At 50.6% G+C, this 17,720-nt stretch carries 17 protein-coding genes; all 17 read left to right on the forward strand.

Going from position 1 to position 17,720, the window contains the following annotated elements:
* The 17 genes from neuB to HYT77_07905 all read left to right on the forward strand — a co-directional run bounded on the left by neuB (position 1) and on the right by HYT77_07905 (position 17,720).
* Complete coding sequence (neuB, locus tag HYT77_07825) at positions 1–1,029, forward strand: N-acetylneuraminate synthase (GenBank protein ID MBI2067903.1); 1,029 nt, start codon at positions 1–3, stop codon at positions 1,027–1,029.
* Positions 1,026–2,093 (forward strand): NTP transferase domain-containing protein, encoded by a 1,068-nt coding sequence (locus tag HYT77_07830; protein MBI2067904.1) that lies wholly within the window; start codon positions 1,026–1,028, stop codon positions 2,091–2,093. Before neuB ends, HYT77_07830 begins: the two co-directional genes overlap by 4 nt.
* Positions 2,090–2,995, forward strand: coding sequence for a Gfo/Idh/MocA family oxidoreductase (locus HYT77_07835; protein MBI2067905.1), 906 nt, complete (start codon positions 2,090–2,092; stop codon positions 2,993–2,995). The genes HYT77_07830 and HYT77_07835 overlap by 4 nt, the downstream gene beginning before the upstream one ends.
* Positions 2,974–3,855, forward strand: a complete 882-nt coding sequence (hisF, locus tag HYT77_07840) for an imidazole glycerol phosphate synthase subunit HisF (GenBank protein ID MBI2067906.1) — start codon at positions 2,974–2,976, stop codon at positions 3,853–3,855. Before HYT77_07835 ends, hisF begins: the two co-directional genes overlap by 22 nt.
* Positions 3,856–3,892: 37 nt before the next feature.
* Complete coding sequence (hisH, locus tag HYT77_07845) at positions 3,893–4,501, forward strand: imidazole glycerol phosphate synthase subunit HisH (GenBank protein MBI2067907.1); 609 nt, start codon at positions 3,893–3,895, stop codon at positions 4,499–4,501.
* 12 nt (positions 4,502–4,513) lie between these two features.
* The gene (locus HYT77_07850; GenBank protein MBI2067908.1) at positions 4,514–5,752 is read left to right on the forward strand and encodes an N-acetyl sugar amidotransferase; all 1,239 of its coding nucleotides are present in this window, start codon (positions 4,514–4,516) and stop codon (positions 5,750–5,752) included.
* 68 nt (positions 5,753–5,820) lie between these two features.
* A complete protein-coding gene (locus tag HYT77_07855; protein ID MBI2067909.1) occupies positions 5,821–7,047 on the forward strand; it encodes an N-acetyl sugar amidotransferase in 1,227 nt (408 codons plus the stop codon).
* Positions 7,034–8,107: a hypothetical protein gene (locus HYT77_07860; protein ID MBI2067910.1), complete on the forward strand. Its 1,074-nt coding sequence runs from the start codon at positions 7,034–7,036 to the stop codon at positions 8,105–8,107. The genes HYT77_07855 and HYT77_07860 overlap by 14 nt, the downstream gene beginning before the upstream one ends.
* Positions 8,108–8,109: 2 nt before the next feature.
* A complete protein-coding gene (locus HYT77_07865) occupies positions 8,110–9,729 on the forward strand; it encodes an aldolase catalytic domain-containing protein (GenBank protein MBI2067911.1) in 1,620 nt (539 codons plus the stop codon).
* A 72-nt stretch (positions 9,730–9,801) separates the two neighbouring features.
* The gene (locus HYT77_07870; GenBank protein ID MBI2067912.1) at positions 9,802–10,524 is read left to right on the forward strand and encodes a 3-deoxy-manno-octulosonate cytidylyltransferase; all 723 of its coding nucleotides are present in this window, start codon (positions 9,802–9,804) and stop codon (positions 10,522–10,524) included.
* Positions 10,525–10,587: 63 nt separating this feature from the next.
* Positions 10,588–11,235 carry an HAD family hydrolase gene (locus HYT77_07875; GenBank protein ID MBI2067913.1) on the forward strand — a complete coding sequence of 216 codons (648 nt, stop codon included), beginning with the start codon at positions 10,588–10,590 and terminating at the stop codon, positions 11,233–11,235.
* Positions 11,232–11,960: a hypothetical protein gene (locus HYT77_07880; protein MBI2067914.1), complete on the forward strand. Its 729-nt coding sequence runs from the start codon at positions 11,232–11,234 to the stop codon at positions 11,958–11,960. Before HYT77_07875 ends, HYT77_07880 begins: the two co-directional genes overlap by 4 nt.
* On the forward strand, positions 11,957–12,985 hold the full coding sequence (locus HYT77_07885; GenBank protein ID MBI2067915.1) for a hypothetical protein: 1,029 nt from the start codon (positions 11,957–11,959) through the stop codon (positions 12,983–12,985). Before HYT77_07880 ends, HYT77_07885 begins: the two co-directional genes overlap by 4 nt.
* A complete protein-coding gene (locus HYT77_07890; GenBank protein MBI2067916.1) occupies positions 12,957–14,408 on the forward strand; it encodes a hypothetical protein in 1,452 nt (483 codons plus the stop codon). The genes HYT77_07885 and HYT77_07890 overlap by 29 nt, the downstream gene beginning before the upstream one ends.
* Positions 14,409–14,448: 40 nt before the next feature.
* Entirely contained in the window at positions 14,449–15,840 is a 1,392-nt protein-coding gene (locus HYT77_07895; protein ID MBI2067917.1) for a hypothetical protein, read from the forward strand.
* A complete protein-coding gene (locus HYT77_07900) occupies positions 15,824–16,741 on the forward strand; it encodes a radical SAM/SPASM domain-containing protein (protein ID MBI2067918.1) in 918 nt (305 codons plus the stop codon). The genes HYT77_07895 and HYT77_07900 overlap by 17 nt, the downstream gene beginning before the upstream one ends.
* A gap of 7 nt (positions 16,742–16,748) precedes the next feature.
* Positions 16,749–17,720 (forward strand): Gfo/Idh/MocA family oxidoreductase, encoded by a 972-nt coding sequence (locus HYT77_07905; protein ID MBI2067919.1) that lies wholly within the window; start codon positions 16,749–16,751, stop codon positions 17,718–17,720.

The following is a 17,720-nucleotide window of genomic DNA, read 5'->3' on the forward strand; positions in this document are numbered from 1 at the left end:
ATGGCTCACACTTTCATTATTGCGGAGGCAGGCGTTAATCACAACGGCTCGCTCGACTTGGCCAAGAAACTGGTCGATATTGCTGTCGTGGCCGGAGCCGATGCGGTAAAGTTTCAGACATTTAAAGCGGAACATTTAGTGACGAAGGGGCTTGACCGAGCGGATTACCAAAAAACCAATCTGGGTGGTGGCGAGACACAATTTGAGATGCTCAAGCGTCTCGAGCTCTCGCAGAACGACTTCGCCAGCCTGAAAGAGTATTGTGACCGCCAAAAAATACTTTTTCTCTCAACCCCATTTGATCAAGAGAGTGCGCTTTTTTTGGTCCGGGAGATTGGCATGACCCATGTGAAGATTCCATCCGGGGAGCTGACGAACCTTCCGTTCCTCCGCTTCCTGGCCTCCCTGAAGAAACCGCTCATTCTTTCAACGGGGATGGCGGACCTTCAGGAAGTAAGGGTGGCTGTTCGGACCCTCCGGCAAATTTCCGAAAAAACAGCGCTGACTCTTTTGCATTGCACGACAAGTTACCCCTGCCCCGAAGAGGAGGTAAATCTGCAGGCGATGCAGACCCTACGAGAGACTTTCAGTGCGCCGGTTGGTTATTCCGATCACACCTTGGGATGGGAGATCCCCGTCGCTGCGGTTGCGCTGGGCGCCTCTGTGATTGAAAAGCATTTTACTTTGGATCGTCAGATGAAAGGACCGGATCATCAAGCCTCGTTGGAACCCGAGGAATTGAAATCGATGATTAAGTCGATCCGGAAAATCGAGATAGCCCTCGGTTCTGCAGAAAAGAGACCGACCGCCTCTGAACTGCGTATTCGTGAGTTTGGCAGGAGGAGTCTTGTCACGGCAAAACCACTTTTGGCGGGGAGTGCCTTGCAGGAGATCGATCTCGTGGCACGTCGTGCCGGGGTTGGCATCTCTCCGGCGGAACGGGATCGTCTGATTGGGCGTCGGTTGAAGGTGGACAAGGCTGAAGGAGAGGTCATTCGCTGGGAAGATTTAAGAGAGGAGCACTCATGAAGAACGGTTTTGAAAAACTGCTCATTGCCAATTCTCTTTCCGTGAAAGAGACGATGAGGAAAATGGATGAGGTTGGAGAGAAAATACTTTTTGTTATGGATGCCGAGATGAAACTCTGCGGGAGTGTGACAGATGGGGATCTCAGGCGGTGGATTTTGAAAGAGGGAGGCTTGGCGGAGCCGATCTTCAAGGTCTATCACAAGAATCCCGTTTTCTTTTCAGGGGATGAAAAAATAGAATCAATTCGGCAAAAAATGATCGAACGAAAGATCGATGCGGCGCCGGTCGTCGATCGAGAAAACCGTGTGGTCGATGTTCTCTTTGTAAGGGAGCTCACTGGGAAAGGAACAAACGTCTCAAGAAAGCCGATGCGTATACCGGTCCTGGTCATGGCCGGTGGAAAGGGGACACGATTGGATCCTTTTACGCGAATTCTTCCCAAACCACTTATTCCATTCGGAGAGAAGCCGATCATAGAAATTATCATGGATCATTTTCAGGAATTTGGATGTCACGATTTCTTTTTGACGGTGAATTATAAAGGCAAGATGATCCAGACCTATTTTGAACAGCCTGAAAATGGCTATCAGGTGAAGCTGGTCTGGGAGGATCAGCCGACAGGGACGGCCGGTAGTCTCAAGTTGGCTGCTCCTCACATCGATGCGCCGCACTTTTTCGTCACCAATTGTGATATTCTGGTGAAGGCAGATTATGAAGATATTTACCGGTTTCATCATTCCAACCATTACGACATCACTGTGGTCGGCTCCGTTCAGCATCTGTCGGTCCCCTTCGGGGTTCTGGAGGTGAAAAATGGCGGACATCTCGACCGGATCGTCGAGAAACCGGAGCTTGATCTTCTTGTGAACACCGGCATGTATGTTGTCAGGCGAGAAGCGGCAGATCTGATTCCGGAAGGGGTAAAGTTCGACTTTAACGAGTTTATGACGAAGGTGAAGGAGACGGGAGGGCGCGTCGGGGTTTATCCCGTGAGCCAACAATCGTGGATTGATCTAGGGCAGTGGCAGGAATATCACACGGCCTTAAGAAACCTGGAAGGATGAACCTCAATATCCTCATTTGTGGTCTCGGTTCGATCGGCAAGAGGCATGCCCGATTGATTCAGGAGAACTATCCACATCGTCTTTACGCCCTTCGAACCGGCAAGGGGCAGGAGAAGAATGATTTAGGCATCACGGAGCTCTCTTCGTGGGACGAAGTGGACCAACATCATTTTGATGTTGCCTTTATTACGAACCCGACATTTCTCCACATTGAGACCGCCCGCCGCTGTGCGGAGAGAAAGATGCATCTTTTTATTGAAAAACCGATTGATTGCCAGCTGGCCGGCCTGGACGATCTTTTGGCAACCGTTGAACAGCATCGTTTGACGAGTTACGTCGCCTATCCTTTGAGATTTCATCCAGCGATCCGGCGTTTGAAGGAAAAGTTAAAAGGGGAGGAGATAAAATCGTGCCGGATGGTCTGTACCTCCTTTCTTTCGGATTGGCGGCCGAATCAAGACGTCAAAAAGAGTTACTCGGCCCGTCGCGATCAGGGAGGGGGGGTGCTTCTCGATCTCTCCCACGAAATTGATTTAGCGGCATATCTCTTTGGGGAGGTCGAACGGATTCAAGGAAAAATGGAGCGACGGGGAGAGGTCACGATTGATGCAGAGGATTTTGCGGATCTGAAGATCACCCATGAAAAATCGGCAACAGAGGTTTATCTTGATTGTGCCAATCGACAAACCCAGAGGTTTCTGGAAGTTAAGACACGAAACTCCTTTGAAAAAGTGAATCTGTTGGATGACAAAAATCCACTTTACGAGGCCCAGCTTGACTGCTTTTTCAAGAATCTTGATAATCCAAAGATAGACAACAATCTCTTTGAGGCCTCACGCCTGTTTCGAAAAATCGTTGCCTTTAGGAATAAAGGCCTTTCATGGCAAACATCCGCGTCATAGCCCGTCTTGATATTAAAGGCCCCAACCTCGTGAAGGGGGTCCATTTGGAAGGGCTTCGTGTCTTGGGAAAACCGAACCACTTTGCCCGCCATTACTTTGAGACCGGGGCGGATGAGATCCTTTATATGGATGTGGTCGCAAGCCTTTACGGGAGAAACAATCTCCTTCACATCGTTGAGAGGACTGCCAAAGAGGTCTTTATCCCGCTCATGGTCGGAGGGGGGCTTCGATCCCTTGAGGATATCAAGGCGGTTCTTCGTGCCGGAGCCGACAAGGTAGCGCTCAACACGGCGGTGATCAACCGGCCTGAACTGATTCGGGAGGCATCGCGCAAGTTTGGATCTTCCACGATCGTTGTTTCTATTGAGGCGATTAAACAGCCTGATGGGCGGTACGAGGCGTTTACGGATAATGGACGGCAGGCGACGGGAGTTGATGTCTTTGAGTGGGCGGTTCGCGCGGCCGAACTGGGTGCTGGTGAGATTATGATAACGTCGGTTGATCAGGAGGGAACCGGTCGTGGCTACGCTATTCCACTCACCCGGAAGATTGCCGATGCTGTTTCGATTCCTGTGATTGCCTGCGGGGGAGCCGGGCAGGTACAGCACGTGCAAGAGGTCATTACGGAAGGAAAGGCGGACGCCGCTTGTGTCGCCTCGATGCTGCATTATCAGTTTATTCAGGAGATGGAGCATGACGAGGATTATTCTGACGAGGGGAATATCGAATTTTTGAAAAGAAAGAGGACCTACAGCCGGATTCAGGGGGCGACGATTCCCCAGATTAAAGAGTGTTTGATTCAAAATGGGGTCTGCTGCCGCACCCTGCCCAAGTTAGAGGAGAAAATTGTCAACGCCTAGATCTAAAGTAGCGATTGTTGATTACGGCATCTGCAACATGTTCAGCGTGAAACACGCTTGTGAGCGGGTCGGGCTGGAGGCGACGATTACCTCCTCGATTCCTGAAATCATACAGGCCGATGCGGTGATCTTGCCCGGTGTCGGTGCCTTCGGTGACGCGATGGAGCAGTTGAAGGCGCTTGATCTCATCTCTCCCCTTAAAGATCTGGTTGGTTCTTCCAAACCGTTTATCGGTATCTGTCTTGGCTATCAGTTGCTCTTGAGTGAGAGTGAGGAGTTTGGATCCCATAAGGGGTTGGGTATTGTGAAAGGCTCTGTCAAACGGTTTGATCAGCCACGTGAGGGAGATCATATCTTGAGCGTCCCGCATGTCGGATGGAATCAAATCTGGAAGGATACGACGACCTCCTGGGAAGGGAGCCCGCTTCGGGGAACGACCCCCGGCGACTATGTCTATTTTTGCCACTCCTATTATGTCCAGCCGGAGGATCAGAGTGTGGCACTGACACGCACGCACTATGGCCATTACGATTTTATTTCGAGTCTGCGTTGCCAGAATGTTTTTGGTTTTCAGTTCCATCCCGAAAAAAGCGGTCCGGTCGGTCTTGAGATGTATCAAAATATTGCGAAATTGATTGGTGCGTAAAGGAGAGAATTTATGGAATCAAAGTACGGTGCCCCTGCCGAGGTGAAATTTTGCAAGAGATGTGTGATGCCGAACCAGAGGCCCTCGTCCAGCAATGAGTGGGCCCATACGGCAGGGAGCAGGCATAAATTTATTCATTTTGATGAGGAAGGCGTCTGCTCTGCCTGTCGCTTTGCTGAGGCCAAGGATCAAAAAATTGATTGGCAAGAGAGGGAGAAGGAGCTGCTGAATCTCCTCAGCCGGTATCGTAGCAAGGATGGTTCTTATGACTGCCTCGTTCCCGGGAGTGGGGGGAAGGACAGTTGCTATGCCTCCCACCTCCTCAAGTACAAATACGGGATGCATCCGTTGACCGTTACCTGGGCCCCCCATCTCTACACGGATGTCGGTTGGAATAATCATCAAAACTGGGTGCATGTCGGCGGGTTTGATAATTACCTTTTTACCCCCAACGGACGGATTCACCAGTTGTTAACCCGAAATGCGGTCTTAAATCTCCTTCATCCGTTTCAGCCGTTTATTCTGGGACAAAAAACCTTTGCGACCAAGATGGCGGTCAAATTTAACCTTCCTCTTGTTTTCTATGGGGAGGCGCCGGGGGAGTATGGGGCGAATGTTTCTATCCACCAGAAGAAATTCTCAACAGGTGAAACGACGACCGGAAAGGATCAGGACGAAGGTTTTCGGCTCGATTTCACTCGCGGGCGCAGTGGTGAGAATATTTATTTAGGAGGCAAATCGGTTTCGGAATATCTTCGTGAAGGGACAACGCTCGGGGATTTGGATCCCTATCTTCCGCTCGATCCACAGATTGCGCAAAGCAAGAATCTCGAGTTCCATTACCTCGGTTATTACATCAAATGGATTCCTCAAGAGGCGTATTACTATGCGGTGGAGCATACCGGTTTTCAGGCGAATCCTGTGAGGACCGAGGGGACCTATTCCAAATACAACAGCATTGACGACAAAACGGACGGTTATTTCTACTACACGACCTACATGAAGTTTGGTTACGGTCGGGCGACCCAGGATGCGGCGCAGGAGATCCGCAACAAGCATCTGACCCGCGAGGAAGGGGTGGCGCTTGTTCGTAGGTATGACGGGGAGTTCCCGGAACGGTATTACAAGGAATTTTTGGAATATATTTCAATGACGGATACAGAATTTAAGGCCCTCTGCGACAAATTTCGCTCTCCCCATTTGTGGGAGCAGACGAAAGAGGGTTGGCGATTACGGCACGTGGTGTCGTGAGGGTATCCCCACCCCGTCCCTCCCCTTAAGCTAAGGGGAGGGTGAGGGAGGGGATAAGGAGAAAAATCATGTCAAAAATCATCAAGGTAACCGACGAGATTAAAGACGGGCAGCTGCCGAAGTTGCCGAAGGAGATCAAATTTTGTTCGCGGTGCGTTGTTTCTAATCAGCGTCCTCGAATTGGGTTTGATGAAAACAATGTCTGCAGTGCCTGTCATTGGGCCTATGAAAAACAGAGTTTGGTGAATTGGGATGCAAGGGAGCACGAACTCGTGAAACTCCTCGACCAGTATCGTTCCAAAGACGGGAGCTATGATGTCGTCGTTCCTGGCAGTGGTGGTAAGGACAGTTCCATTGTGGCCCACAAACTAAAACACAAGTATGGAATGCATCCGCTCACGATCACCTGGGCCCCCTTCATGTATACCGATATCGGGTGGAAAAACTATGTCGACTTCAAGGACTCTGGTTTTGACAACATCCTTTGTTATCCAGATGGCAAGCTCCATCGGAAGCTCTCTTTATTGGCATTTGATCTCCTGGGAGATGCCTGGGAACCGTTCGCCTACGGCCAACAGTCTTGGGCGTTTCAGATCGCGACCCGCTTCAATATCCCACTTGTTTTTTTCGGTGAAAATGGGGAACTCGAGTACGGCGGGACGACACGCAACAAAAATAAGGCGGGGGAGCCGCTCGAGGAATGGGCAGAGATTTACTACAAAGACTCAGGCATTTCCTATTTGGTGGAGCAGGGTCTGAAAAGAAATGTTTTTACGAAGGAGGAGGTCCACTCCAAGCTGTTTGAGCTTTACGAGGTCCCGGATCTCGATGCGATGAAGAGGGTTGGCACCCAAATGCATTGGTGGTCGTACTACAATAAGTGGGTACCCCAGGAGCACTACTATTACGCCGTGGAGCATACCGGGTTTACTGCCAATCCGGTTCGGTCAGAAGGGACCTATTCCAAATATGCCAGTTTGGATGACAAGACCGATGGGTTTCATTTTTATCTTGCGTTCATCAAATTCGGGATTGGGCGATGCACCTCAGATGCGGCACACGAGATTCGTGACGGGCATCTCACGCGAGACGAGGGGGTCGCCCTGGTTCATAAATATGACGGAGAGTTTCCGATTAAGTATTACAAGGAATTTCTTGATTATCTCGGTATCAACGACCAGGAGTTCTGGCAGGTTTGTGATAAATTCCGTCAGCCCCACATCTGGGACAAGGTCGATGGGAAGTGGGCGTTAAAACATCGCGTCGATTATATTCCTCCCCTTGCGCAAAGATAATAAAACATCACGTCGAGTTCATATCGCACCGCAGATCGTCTTTGCCGACGGGATCAGCGGGAGCGGCAAAACGGCCCTTTCGGCAGTCTTGCAGAGTCTGGAGCGGGTCGAGGTCCAGCGAATCGATCCGATTTATGAAGAGATTTGTGTGATGAGGTTCCTCGATCGGATTGAAGAGGATGCCGCCGTCACCTTGATACGGATTCAAAGTGACTTGAGCTGCCACGATATGATGATTTCTCGTGGTGCCAATTTCCGTTGCAGCGACCTCTCGTCTGTCATCGCCAGACGTGAGGAGTATGAAAGGCGACTAACTCTTCCCGATGGTCCTCCGGTTTTGGAGAGGATCAGGCAGGAACGTCCGATACTCCACTTAATGACCCATCAGACGATCGGAATTTCTCATCCACTCTTTGAAGCGGTTGGGGATAGGGGGGTGTTGATCGAAATGGTGAGACATCCGCTCTTTGTCCTGACGGCATGGCTCGATTACATAAGTCGGTATGGGACTGACCCGCTCGAACTCGACATCTGTCTCGATTACAAGGGACAGGACCTCCCCTGGTTTGCCTTGGGGTGGGAGGAGATTTTTCTCGAATCGAACCGCATGGATCGCATTATCCGAAGTCTCGACTTCTTGACTACAAGACGGAACCTCTTCTTGAAGAGTCAGCCTCAAAATGCACGGCTCCTCTGCATTCCGTTTGAAAAATTTGTGCAGGAACCATGGCCCTTTATTGAAAAGATCGAAACGTTGCTCGGCACAAAAAGAACCGACCGAACCGAGAAGGTTTTGCAGGAGCAAAAAATTCCACGAAAGGTTCTGACGGATGTCCCATCCCTGCACGCATTGCAACGATACGGTTGGAGGCCTCTCAAAAATGGAGAGACGACCAATGAGGCAGAGGTGCAGAGACAGTGGGGGTTGGTGAAAAAGGAGGCGTCGATGGAGGCGGTCAGAATTTTTGAACAGATTTGCTCTCACTATGAAAGAGAATATGGCATATCCCCACCCCCTCCCTCCCCTTATCTAAGGGGAGGGTTAAGGGAGGGGATATAGATATGTCTCATAAAATTTCAATCCTGGACTGCACGCTCCGGGATGGCGGTTACTACAACCACTGGGATTATTCTCCGGAGCTCGTTGCCTTTTATCTTTCGGCGATGGGGAATGCACGGGTCGATGCGATTGAGATCGGCTTTCGTCTCCTGGACAAGAAGGGGTTTAAAGGGCCGTATGCCTACAGTACGGATGAATTTCTTTCAAAACTTTCGCTCCCCAAGGCGGTTCTGATCGGTGTCATGGTCAATGCGAAGGACCTTTTAGTTTATGAGAGTGGTCCTGAGGCGGCTGTTGGCAAATTGTTTCAGCCCCAAAACCTCTCTCCGATTGGTCTTGTGCGTGTGGCCGCCCATTTTCAGGAGGTCGAACAGTGCGGCCCCCTTGTCCGGCGCCTTAGGGAAAAGGGATATCAGGTTGGCTTCAATTTGATGCAGAGCGGTGGACGGAGCCGGGAAGAGATTGAGAAGGTGGCAAGGATCATCTCGGGATGGAACGCCGTCGATATCCTTTATTTCGCCGATTCGCTTGGGAATATGAATCCATCCTCCATGGGAGAGATTGTTTTAGCCTTAAGATCTTTCTGGAAAGGCCCGATCGGATTTCATGCCCATGACAATATGGGACTCGCCCTCCAAAACTGTCTGGTTGCTGCTGAGTCTGGGGTTGAGTGGCTGGACGGAACGATCCTTGGAATGGGGCGTGGGGCCGGCAACGTTCGGACTGAACATCTTCTTATTGAACTTCAGCGGAAAGGCCTCGGGGATTTTTACCCGGATGCCGTTTTCCCTCTTGCCCTCGAGCATTTTGAGGAGCTTCGGCAGAAATATGGATGGGGCATGAATCTCCTCTACTATCTTTCCGCCTCCTACGGAATCCACCCGACCTACGTTCAGGAGCTCCTCGGCGGGCAGTCTTACGAACCTCATCACCTGATTTCGGCCCTGGAGTTTCTTAAAAAAGAGGGGGGGCGATCCTATTCCCAAAGTCAGATGAAAAGGGCAGTCTTGAAACCTCAGGGGGCATCCGAGGGGACCTGGATAGCGACCGGGTGGGCCAAGGGACGTGATTTTTTGTTGATAGCGCCCGGTCCCGGTACTACTCGGTATCGGGAGGCGATACTGCAGTTTATCGAGAGGACAAATCCGGTCGTGATCTGTCTCAATGCCAACAGCAGTTTCCCCTGGGAAAAGGTGACCGCCTACGCCGCCTGTCATCAGGCGAGGCTCTTGCTTGATTCTGAGGCGCTTTGTTCGCTCCGAAAGCCGCTTATCGCGCCGCTTGGTGCGATCCCCGATCCGGTCCAGTCCAAATTCAGCAATGTGGAAATTTTAAACTATGGCCTCCAGGTTGAGGAGGGGGTTTTTCGGACCTCTTCAACAGGATGCACGATTCCGTCCTCGCTGGTCGCCGCATATGTGATGGCGCTGGCGGTCTCGAGCGGGGCACGGCGGACGCTGCTTGCTGGCTTCGATGGTTTTGGGGCGAGTGATCCACGTCAAGCGGAGATGATGCATGTTTTGAACTGCTATCCCCAGATTGGTCGTGAAGTTCCTCTGCTTGCAGTAACACCAACCTCTTATCCAGTGACACAGAGTTCGGTTTATGCTCCTGACTTATAACTCACCCTGCACAGATCTCAACGATACCTGCGATCCCTCTCTTACATTAAGAGAGGGGGCGGGGGGTGAGTTATGAAACCCGTCATCATCATCCCGGCCCGTTACGAATCTTCCCGCTTTCCCGGCAAACCGCTCGTGATGATCAAAGGGAAGACTCTTCTCCAGCATGTATGGGGTCAATCGGTAAAGGCGTTGTCTCCTCCTCAAGTTTATATTGCGACCGACGACGAACGGATTGCGGCCCACTGCCGCGAAAAAAAGATGCAGTTTGTGATGACCCCTTCTTCCTGCGCGACAGGGACCGATCGTCTGTATGAGGCAGCCAAACAGCTCCCCGCCGATCTCTATATTAATGTTCAGGGAGACGAACCGCTTGTTCGACCGGACGATATTCTGAAGGTCTTGCGGACCGCCGAAAAGATGCCGGATCGTGTCGTAAACGCGATGTGCCCAATTCAAACGGAGGAGGATTTTCGATCCCCCTCTGTGCCGAAGGTCGTGGCAACCCCCGAGGGAAGACTCCTTTATATGAGCCGGGCGGCGATCCCGACCGACAAGAAATTTTCCTTCCGGGCGGCGATGAAGCAGGTTTGTATCTATGCCTTTTCCAAATCTCTTCTGGAGAGATTCGGTCGGGTCAAGGGGAAGAGTCCCCTCGAGGCGATTGAGGATATCGAGATTCTGAGATTCCTGGAAACCGGTGTCGAGGTTCAGATGGTTCAGGTTTCATCCTCATCGATCGCCGTTGATTTTCCGGGGGATATTGTACGGGTGGAAAAGGCACTTCATGCTTGATGTATCCCCACCCCTTCCCTCCCCTTAGACTAAGGGGAGGGAGTGAGGGGATATGGGGCGAAGATGGATCTAACTATTTATCGCTCGGCAATTTTCGACTGCGACGGGGTGATTCTCGATTCCAACGGGATGAAGTCCCGTGCATTTCGTCAGGCGCTTGAAGGGGAGGAACCGGAGTTAATCGATCAGTTTATCCGTTACCATCAGGAAAATGGAGGAGTTTCACGCACCATCAAATTCCGCCATTTCTATCAAGTAATGAAAGAAGAAAAAGATTTTGAAAAAAAGGCGGAGGCAACGATGCGTCGTTATTCAGAACTCGCCAAACAGGGCCTTTTGAGGTGTCCGGAGATTCCGGGAATCCGGAAGCTGCTTGACCATCTTTACGTCCAAGGAGCCTCGCTATTTGTGGTTTCAGGCGGGGATGAAGAGGAGGTGCTCTCGGTTTTTGAGGCGCGTAATCTGCTCCGTTATTTCAAAAAAATTCTCGGGAGTCCAAAGACAAAAAACGAAAACATGGCCCTTCTGGAAAAAGAGAGGTTGATCCATCGGCCCGCAGTCTATTTTGGCGATTCAGCGGCCGACCTGGAGGCGGCCGAGGCGTTTGGGCTCGATTTTGTCTTTGTTGCCTCCCGATCCGAGTGGCGGGACGGCCGCGACAAAATAGCGGCGAAACGCCTACCGGCGATTGAGGATTTTTCAAACTTGTGATTTCTGAAGAAATCATCGTTCCTTTTTTGGTTGTCGCCCTTTTTTCGATGGTCCAATCGGTCTTCGGCGTCGGGCTTCTCCTGTTCGGGACTCCGACCCTTCTGATGTTTGGCCATCCGTTTGAACAGGCGCTTTCGATTCTGCTTCCTTGTTCGCTGGTGATCAGCCTGCTGCAGGTACTCCAGGACAGGTCTTCTGTTCAGACGACTGCCGGAGAGATTATTGGGTTCACGTTGCCGGCACTTCTTGTCGGGTTGGGTTTTGTCCTCTATTGGGGGCACGCTTATAATGCCCGGTTTGCGGTAGGGCTTATGTTAGTGTTGACCGGCCTGATGCGGAGCTTTTCCGGCTTGAGCTTGTTTTTAACACGCCTTGTGTCGCATTGCCGCCGGCCTTATCTCCTGGTGATGGGACTGATTCATGGACTTACCAACATGGGGGGTGGACTTTTGGCTATTTACGCAAACGCCCAATCGGAAGAGAAAAGAATGATTCGATCCTGTATCGCCTTTGGATATCTGCTCATGGCCCTCACCCAGGTTGGCTTTCTCGTTTTTTGGAATTCGTTTGTTCTCGATCGTCGATCGGTGATCCTGCCGGTTTTGGCAGGTTCTGTTTATCTGATTCTGGGAAACAGGATCTTTCAAGCGGCATCCCATTATGTTTATCAGGGAGCGATGACTGTTTTCCTCCTTTTGTTCGGCATCACACTGATCTTTGTATGACTCCATTTATCCGACGCAGAGAAATTACTCCCCACATTGTTTTTTCCGGTGCGGTTTCCGGAAGCGGCAAGTCGGCGGTCTGCTCTATTCTCTCGAGTCTCAATCGGGTCGAGATCCGGATGATTGATCATTACTATGATGATATGTGCATTGTGAGGTACTTCGACCGGATTACGGAGGATGCTGCTACCGCAATGCTTCGTAACCATGCGGATGTCGCCTGCTACTACCAGATGATCGGTCGTCATGTAAATTTCAGGCCGACCGATGCGACGAGCGTCCTCTCCAAGAGGGAGATTTATGAAGAGAGGATGCGGCTCCCCGACGGCCCCCCGACCCTGGAAAGAATTCGGAAGGAACAGCCGATCCTCCATCTGGCGATCCATGACATTATCGGACTGACACAGCCGCTCTTTAATGCCTTCGGCGACCGGATGACGTTTATTGAGATTGTTCGTCATCCTTTACAGATGGTTCCCCATTGGTGTTCCTTTGTCGACCGATACGGTCAAGACCCGATGGAATTCCAGCTCTGCTGTGACCACCGTGGTCGTGACATCCCCTTCTTTGCGGTAAGCTGGGCGGAAGAATGGAGGGAGTCAAACCGGATCGATCGGACCATCAGGGCCTTCAAATTCTTTCGCGATCTGCGATCCACTTTTCTGGAGAGTTTGGAGGAACGCTTCAAAAAGAGGTTTTTCACGGTTTCCTTTGAAAACTTCGTGCACGACCCGTGGCCATTTATCCGGAAATTTGAAGAGATTCTGAATACTCTCAGTACGCCGCTGACGAAAAAGATATTGGAGGAACAGAAAATTCCCCGAGAGGTCCTGGCCAATGTGCCTGATCACTCCCACTTCAAGCGTTATGGTACCCAATCCCTGCAGGAAAGGGGCATCACGTCGGACCGGGAAGCGTTGGACAAGAACTGGGCGTTTGTCCGGAGAGAGGCCTCGCCCGAGTGCCTTCGGATCCTTGAGTCGCTCAGTATCGAGTATGAAAAAACCTATGGAAGAGTTGATTAAACGTTTTCTCGCCTGCGAGGAGAAGGGGCGGTTTTTTTCTCTCCATGTCAAGGGGCGGGTCGTCTGGGATTATCTTCGGTATCCTCTCTTCGAATCGCTCCTTTTGCGGAATCTTGCTCGTCCCGTTAAGCCGTCGAATTCCGCGAAACATCAATTTTATGTTTCGTATTCCGTGCCTCTCCTTGCTCGTTTAAAAACGTCTATTTTAGAATTTGCAGCGCTTTCTTCTTACCTTGTTCAAACGGCCTTCAGGAAGAGTCAGAAGAACAACGACATTATTGTGATGAACTATGATCGCAAGAACTTGATTGATGGCAAGCAGGTGAATATCCATTTCTACCCTCTCATCAAATGTCTCACGCCGGAATATTCCATTCTCTTGATTGATCCTTCTCATTATCAGGAACCGGTGGAGGAGAATTATCCCTGCGAGGTTCTGCGCTCAAACCTCCTTTATCACCGCGCCCGTCTTTTGTCCCGCTTTGTGCGGTTTTCCGGGGAGGAGAATGAAGTTTTCCATCTCATTCAAAAAGTTCTTGAGGATGAATTTAAGGTCACCTTTAATATCTCGAAACTGGCTCGTCGTTTTTTTGCCAAGGATATCGTACTTTCCCGTCTTTATGGGAAGATCTTTGACAAGGTCCGGCCGCGGCTCATCATTCACTCGGATACCGGGAATGCCAAGGGGTGGATTGAGGCGGCGCATCAGCGCGGAATATCGGTCATCGATTTCCAGCACTCACTTATGTCGCCGATCAATATTCTTTATCGGTATCCTGCCGGTTTCGAGAAGCTGAGCACCCTTTCCGACCACATATTTACCTTTGGCGAATTCTGGCATGATTACTATTCTGTTCCCGCCAGACTCTCCGCCGTCGGTTTCCCTTTTCTGGAAATGATGAAGCAGGGGGTTTTGGAAAAGAAAATTGCCAAGATGAAGAGTGTCGTCGTTATTTCGAGTATGCTTTCCCGGGAAAGGTTGGAAAAGATCGCACTCGATCTTTCCCGGAAACTTCCCGATTACTGCATCCTCTACAAGTTACGCTTCGAAGAATACAATCACTGGAGAGAGAATTATTCTGCGGAATTTCAGGCGAGAGAGAATATCGTCGTGATTGATAATAACGACAGGTCGCTCTATGAACTGTTTGCCGCCTCCCGCTTTCAGATCGGGATCAACTCGACCGCACTTGTCGAGGGGCTCTCCTTCGGCCTTACGACTTTTATCGTCAGGGACGGCTATTACGAGGAGATGAAACCTCTGATCGAGCGAAAGGCGGTTTTTCTTGTCGAAACGGCCGATGAAATATCGGAGAAAATCATTAACAATGAACGGCCTCCTTTCTCCGTAAGTTGTAACCAGATCTTCCGCGATGGAAGCCTGACTCACGTACGGCAGGCAGTGAACCTGTTTTTCCCCTGATGTGATGGATTTTCAGGAACTTTACGAAAGATTTTATAAGATGGAAGGAAGAGAAAATCTCTTCGACTATCGCGTCAGGAACCGCGTCGTCTGGGACTACCTGAGATACTACGTCTTTAAAGAGCTGGAGAAGGGGCAGTCGCTGCCGGGTCAGATTGTTTACCGGAAAAAAATCAGACCTCTTGTGCACGTGATGGATGGGATTGGGTTCATTCGGAGACGCCGCCTTTCTCCTCCCTACGATATTGTTGTCGTCAATTATTCCCGCAAGACAATGATCGATGGCAAGTCGGTCAACTCCCAATTTTATCTCACGATCAATGCCCTCAAGGATCGATACCGGATTCTGCTGATTGATCCTTCACGGTATCGGGAAGAAGTGGAGAAGTTCTACGGTTGTGATGTTGTTCGCTCCATCCCGTGGCACTACAGGGCGAAGCTGGGAGGTGCGCTGATGCGTTATTCCGGTGAAGAGAAACGGGTCTTCGATACAATTCGAAAGGTTGTTCTCAATGAGTTTCAGGTCGGGTTGGATATGGATGCGATCGTTCGCCTGGGATTCTCGTACCAACTGGGACTTGGAAAGGAATTCGCAAAAATTTTCAAACGAGTCAGGCCCCGCCTGATTCTCTATTCGGAGACGGGCGGTTGCAAGGGGTGGATCGAGGAAGCGCACCGTTTGGAAATCCCCGTGGTGGAATATCAGCACTCGATCATCTGGAGAGGTTCCGTCCTTTGTAACTATGATAACGGCGTTGTGTCGCGGGATTTGAAGACTCTTCATGACTATATCTTCACGTTTGCGGAGTCGTGGCATCCCCAGTATCTCTGCCCGGCGAAAAAAATTCCGGTGGGGCACCCTCTCGTGGATCGCCATTTGAGCGGCCTTGCGAAATCGTCCGGTCGTCCGGAGGCGATCCTTTTCATCTCCACCAAGCGATCGGGAAGGGTTTTGGAGAGATTGGCTTTGGAGCTTTCTCGAAGAATGCCGGGCAGGCCGATTTTTTACAAATTACGGCCGGATGAGTATATCGGCTGGCGAGAGGCCTATTCGCGGGAGTTTTGTGAAAGCCGTGACGTTACGGTGATTGATCGGGATATCAAATCGCTCTATGATTGGTTCGCGGAGTCCGGATATATTGTGGGTGATGCTTCTATGGCGGTTGTCGAGGGAATGGCGGCGGGCCTTGTCCCCTTTATCCTGAAAAACCAACTTCACGTTGTCTTGGAAAATTACGTGAAGCAGGGGGCTGCCTTTTTGGTGGAAACGGCCGAAGAAATAGAAATGAAGATTAAACAAAAAGAGTTGCCGAGAAATCCCTTGAGAAGGGAGCAGTTGTTTCGTCCGGGAAGTCTGTCAAACATTACCCAGGCTGTTGATGCCATTTTTAGATCAAAAGGAGAGGAGAGGAATCATGGATCCATTTCTTGAGCATCGCAAGGCGCAGGAAAAGAGGCATCAGGTCGCCACCGCAGGCGTCCTCGATCCGATGAATAGCCTGATCACCGTCGAACTGAACATCACCGAGTTATGCAATCGGACCTGTGTCTTTTGTCCCCGTGTGGATCCCAAGGTTTATCCCAATCGTAATCTGTCAATGAAACTGGATATGGCAGAAAAGGTGGCACGGGATCTTGTTCGGATTGATTATAAAGGGCGGATTTCCTTCTCCGGATTTGGAGAACCTTTCTTACATAAGGGGTTTGTTGATTTTGTGAGGATCTTCAGGGGCCATCTTCCCCAAAATACCATTGAGACAAATACCAATGGTGATTTTCTCAAGCCAGAAACTGTTAGGCGATTTTTTGAAGCCGGATTGACCTATCTTTATATCAATCTCTACGATGGTCCCGAGCAGCGGGAACCGTTTCATCAATTGATGGCTAAGGCGGGAGTCGATGAATCCCGTTATCGCCTTCGCGACCATTGGGTTGGGGCGACGGAAGACTTTGGGCTTAACCTGAATAATCGATCGGGAATGGTCTCTCTTGAAGATTCGACCTCTCCTCAGAAGCTTCAGGGGCATCCTTGTTACTACCCCTTTTATAAAATGCTGATCGATTGGGATGGCCAGGTCCTTTTCTGTTCCAATGACTGGGGGAGGAAAATTGTTGTTGGAGACGTACGGAATCACTCGGTCAAGGATATTTGGCTCTCCGAAGAGATGCGTAAGATCCGCAAGCGTTTGATCTTCGGGGATCGATCGGTGAGTCCCTGTGATACCTGCAATGTTAAAGGGACACTGCACGGCAAATCGAGCGTCGATCTGCTTGCCCGGCATTACCAATTTTTGGACGTTGTCCCCCTTTGTAAGGGGGACTCCAGGGGGTAGAGTATTTATGCGTCTCGGATTCATAGGAACAGGTACCGCGGCTCAGGAGCATGCCAAGGTCGCCTTGGCTTTGGGGCACCGGATTGTAGCGGCCTCGGCACGGAGTGAGAGTTCGCCGCGATGGGAGAGGTTTCATTCTCTCGCCCCCACCGCTCGTTTTATCGCCGACGTCGATTCCCTCCTCAAGGCCCAAGATGTGGATGCGATCGTTGTCAGTCTTAATTGGAATGTGACCCACGAATGGTTAGAGGCGCTCGTCACTTCACCGAAACCGATGCTGATTGAGAAACCGCCAGCCCTCGATCAAGAAAGACTTAAGTCGGCTCTTCATCGTCATCCGGCAACTGTTGCCAACAAAAGAGTGGCGTACAACAGGAGGTTGTACGAACCGGTTCAGATTTTAAGAGCCAGGGTGAAGGAAGGGGGACTGAAGTCGGTCGAGGTGACACTTTCTGACGATATCGAGCATTATCGATCGCGGTATGGAGAGGAGATCATTCCTCATCTCACAATGTTTGCCGGCACACATCTTTTAGATCTGATGATTTTTCTGTTTTCTCCGCTCCGTCTCCTCAAGAGCTATCCCTACCCGGAAAAAGGAGAAGCCAAACCGTATGTCTCTTTTCATGCCTTGCTTGAGAGTGGTGCCGGCGTTCCCCTCTGGCTCTCTTTAAATGCCGATGATCCGAGCCCGGTTGGGATTCGTTGCCGTTTTGACGATGGCACGACCTGGCATTTGGCCCCTCTCGAACGGCTTAAGGTTTACCGAGGATTTCAGATTGAGCCTCCGACAAAGGAAAACAACATTCGTCGTTATACCCCTAAGCTTGAAAAAGAAGTGGCAGTCGATAACCGTTTCAAGCCAGGTTTTCTGGCACAGATGGAGGCGTTTTTGAGTGGTCGCATGGAAGAGATGGCTACGCTGGATGATTCGTTGGCCTTGTTTGATCTGTTCGATCAAATTAAAGGGAAAAATTAA

Source organism: Deltaproteobacteria bacterium (genome assembly GCA_016180855.1).
Taxonomy (GTDB): domain Bacteria; phylum UBA10199; class UBA10199; order JACPAL01; family JACPAL01; genus JACPAL01.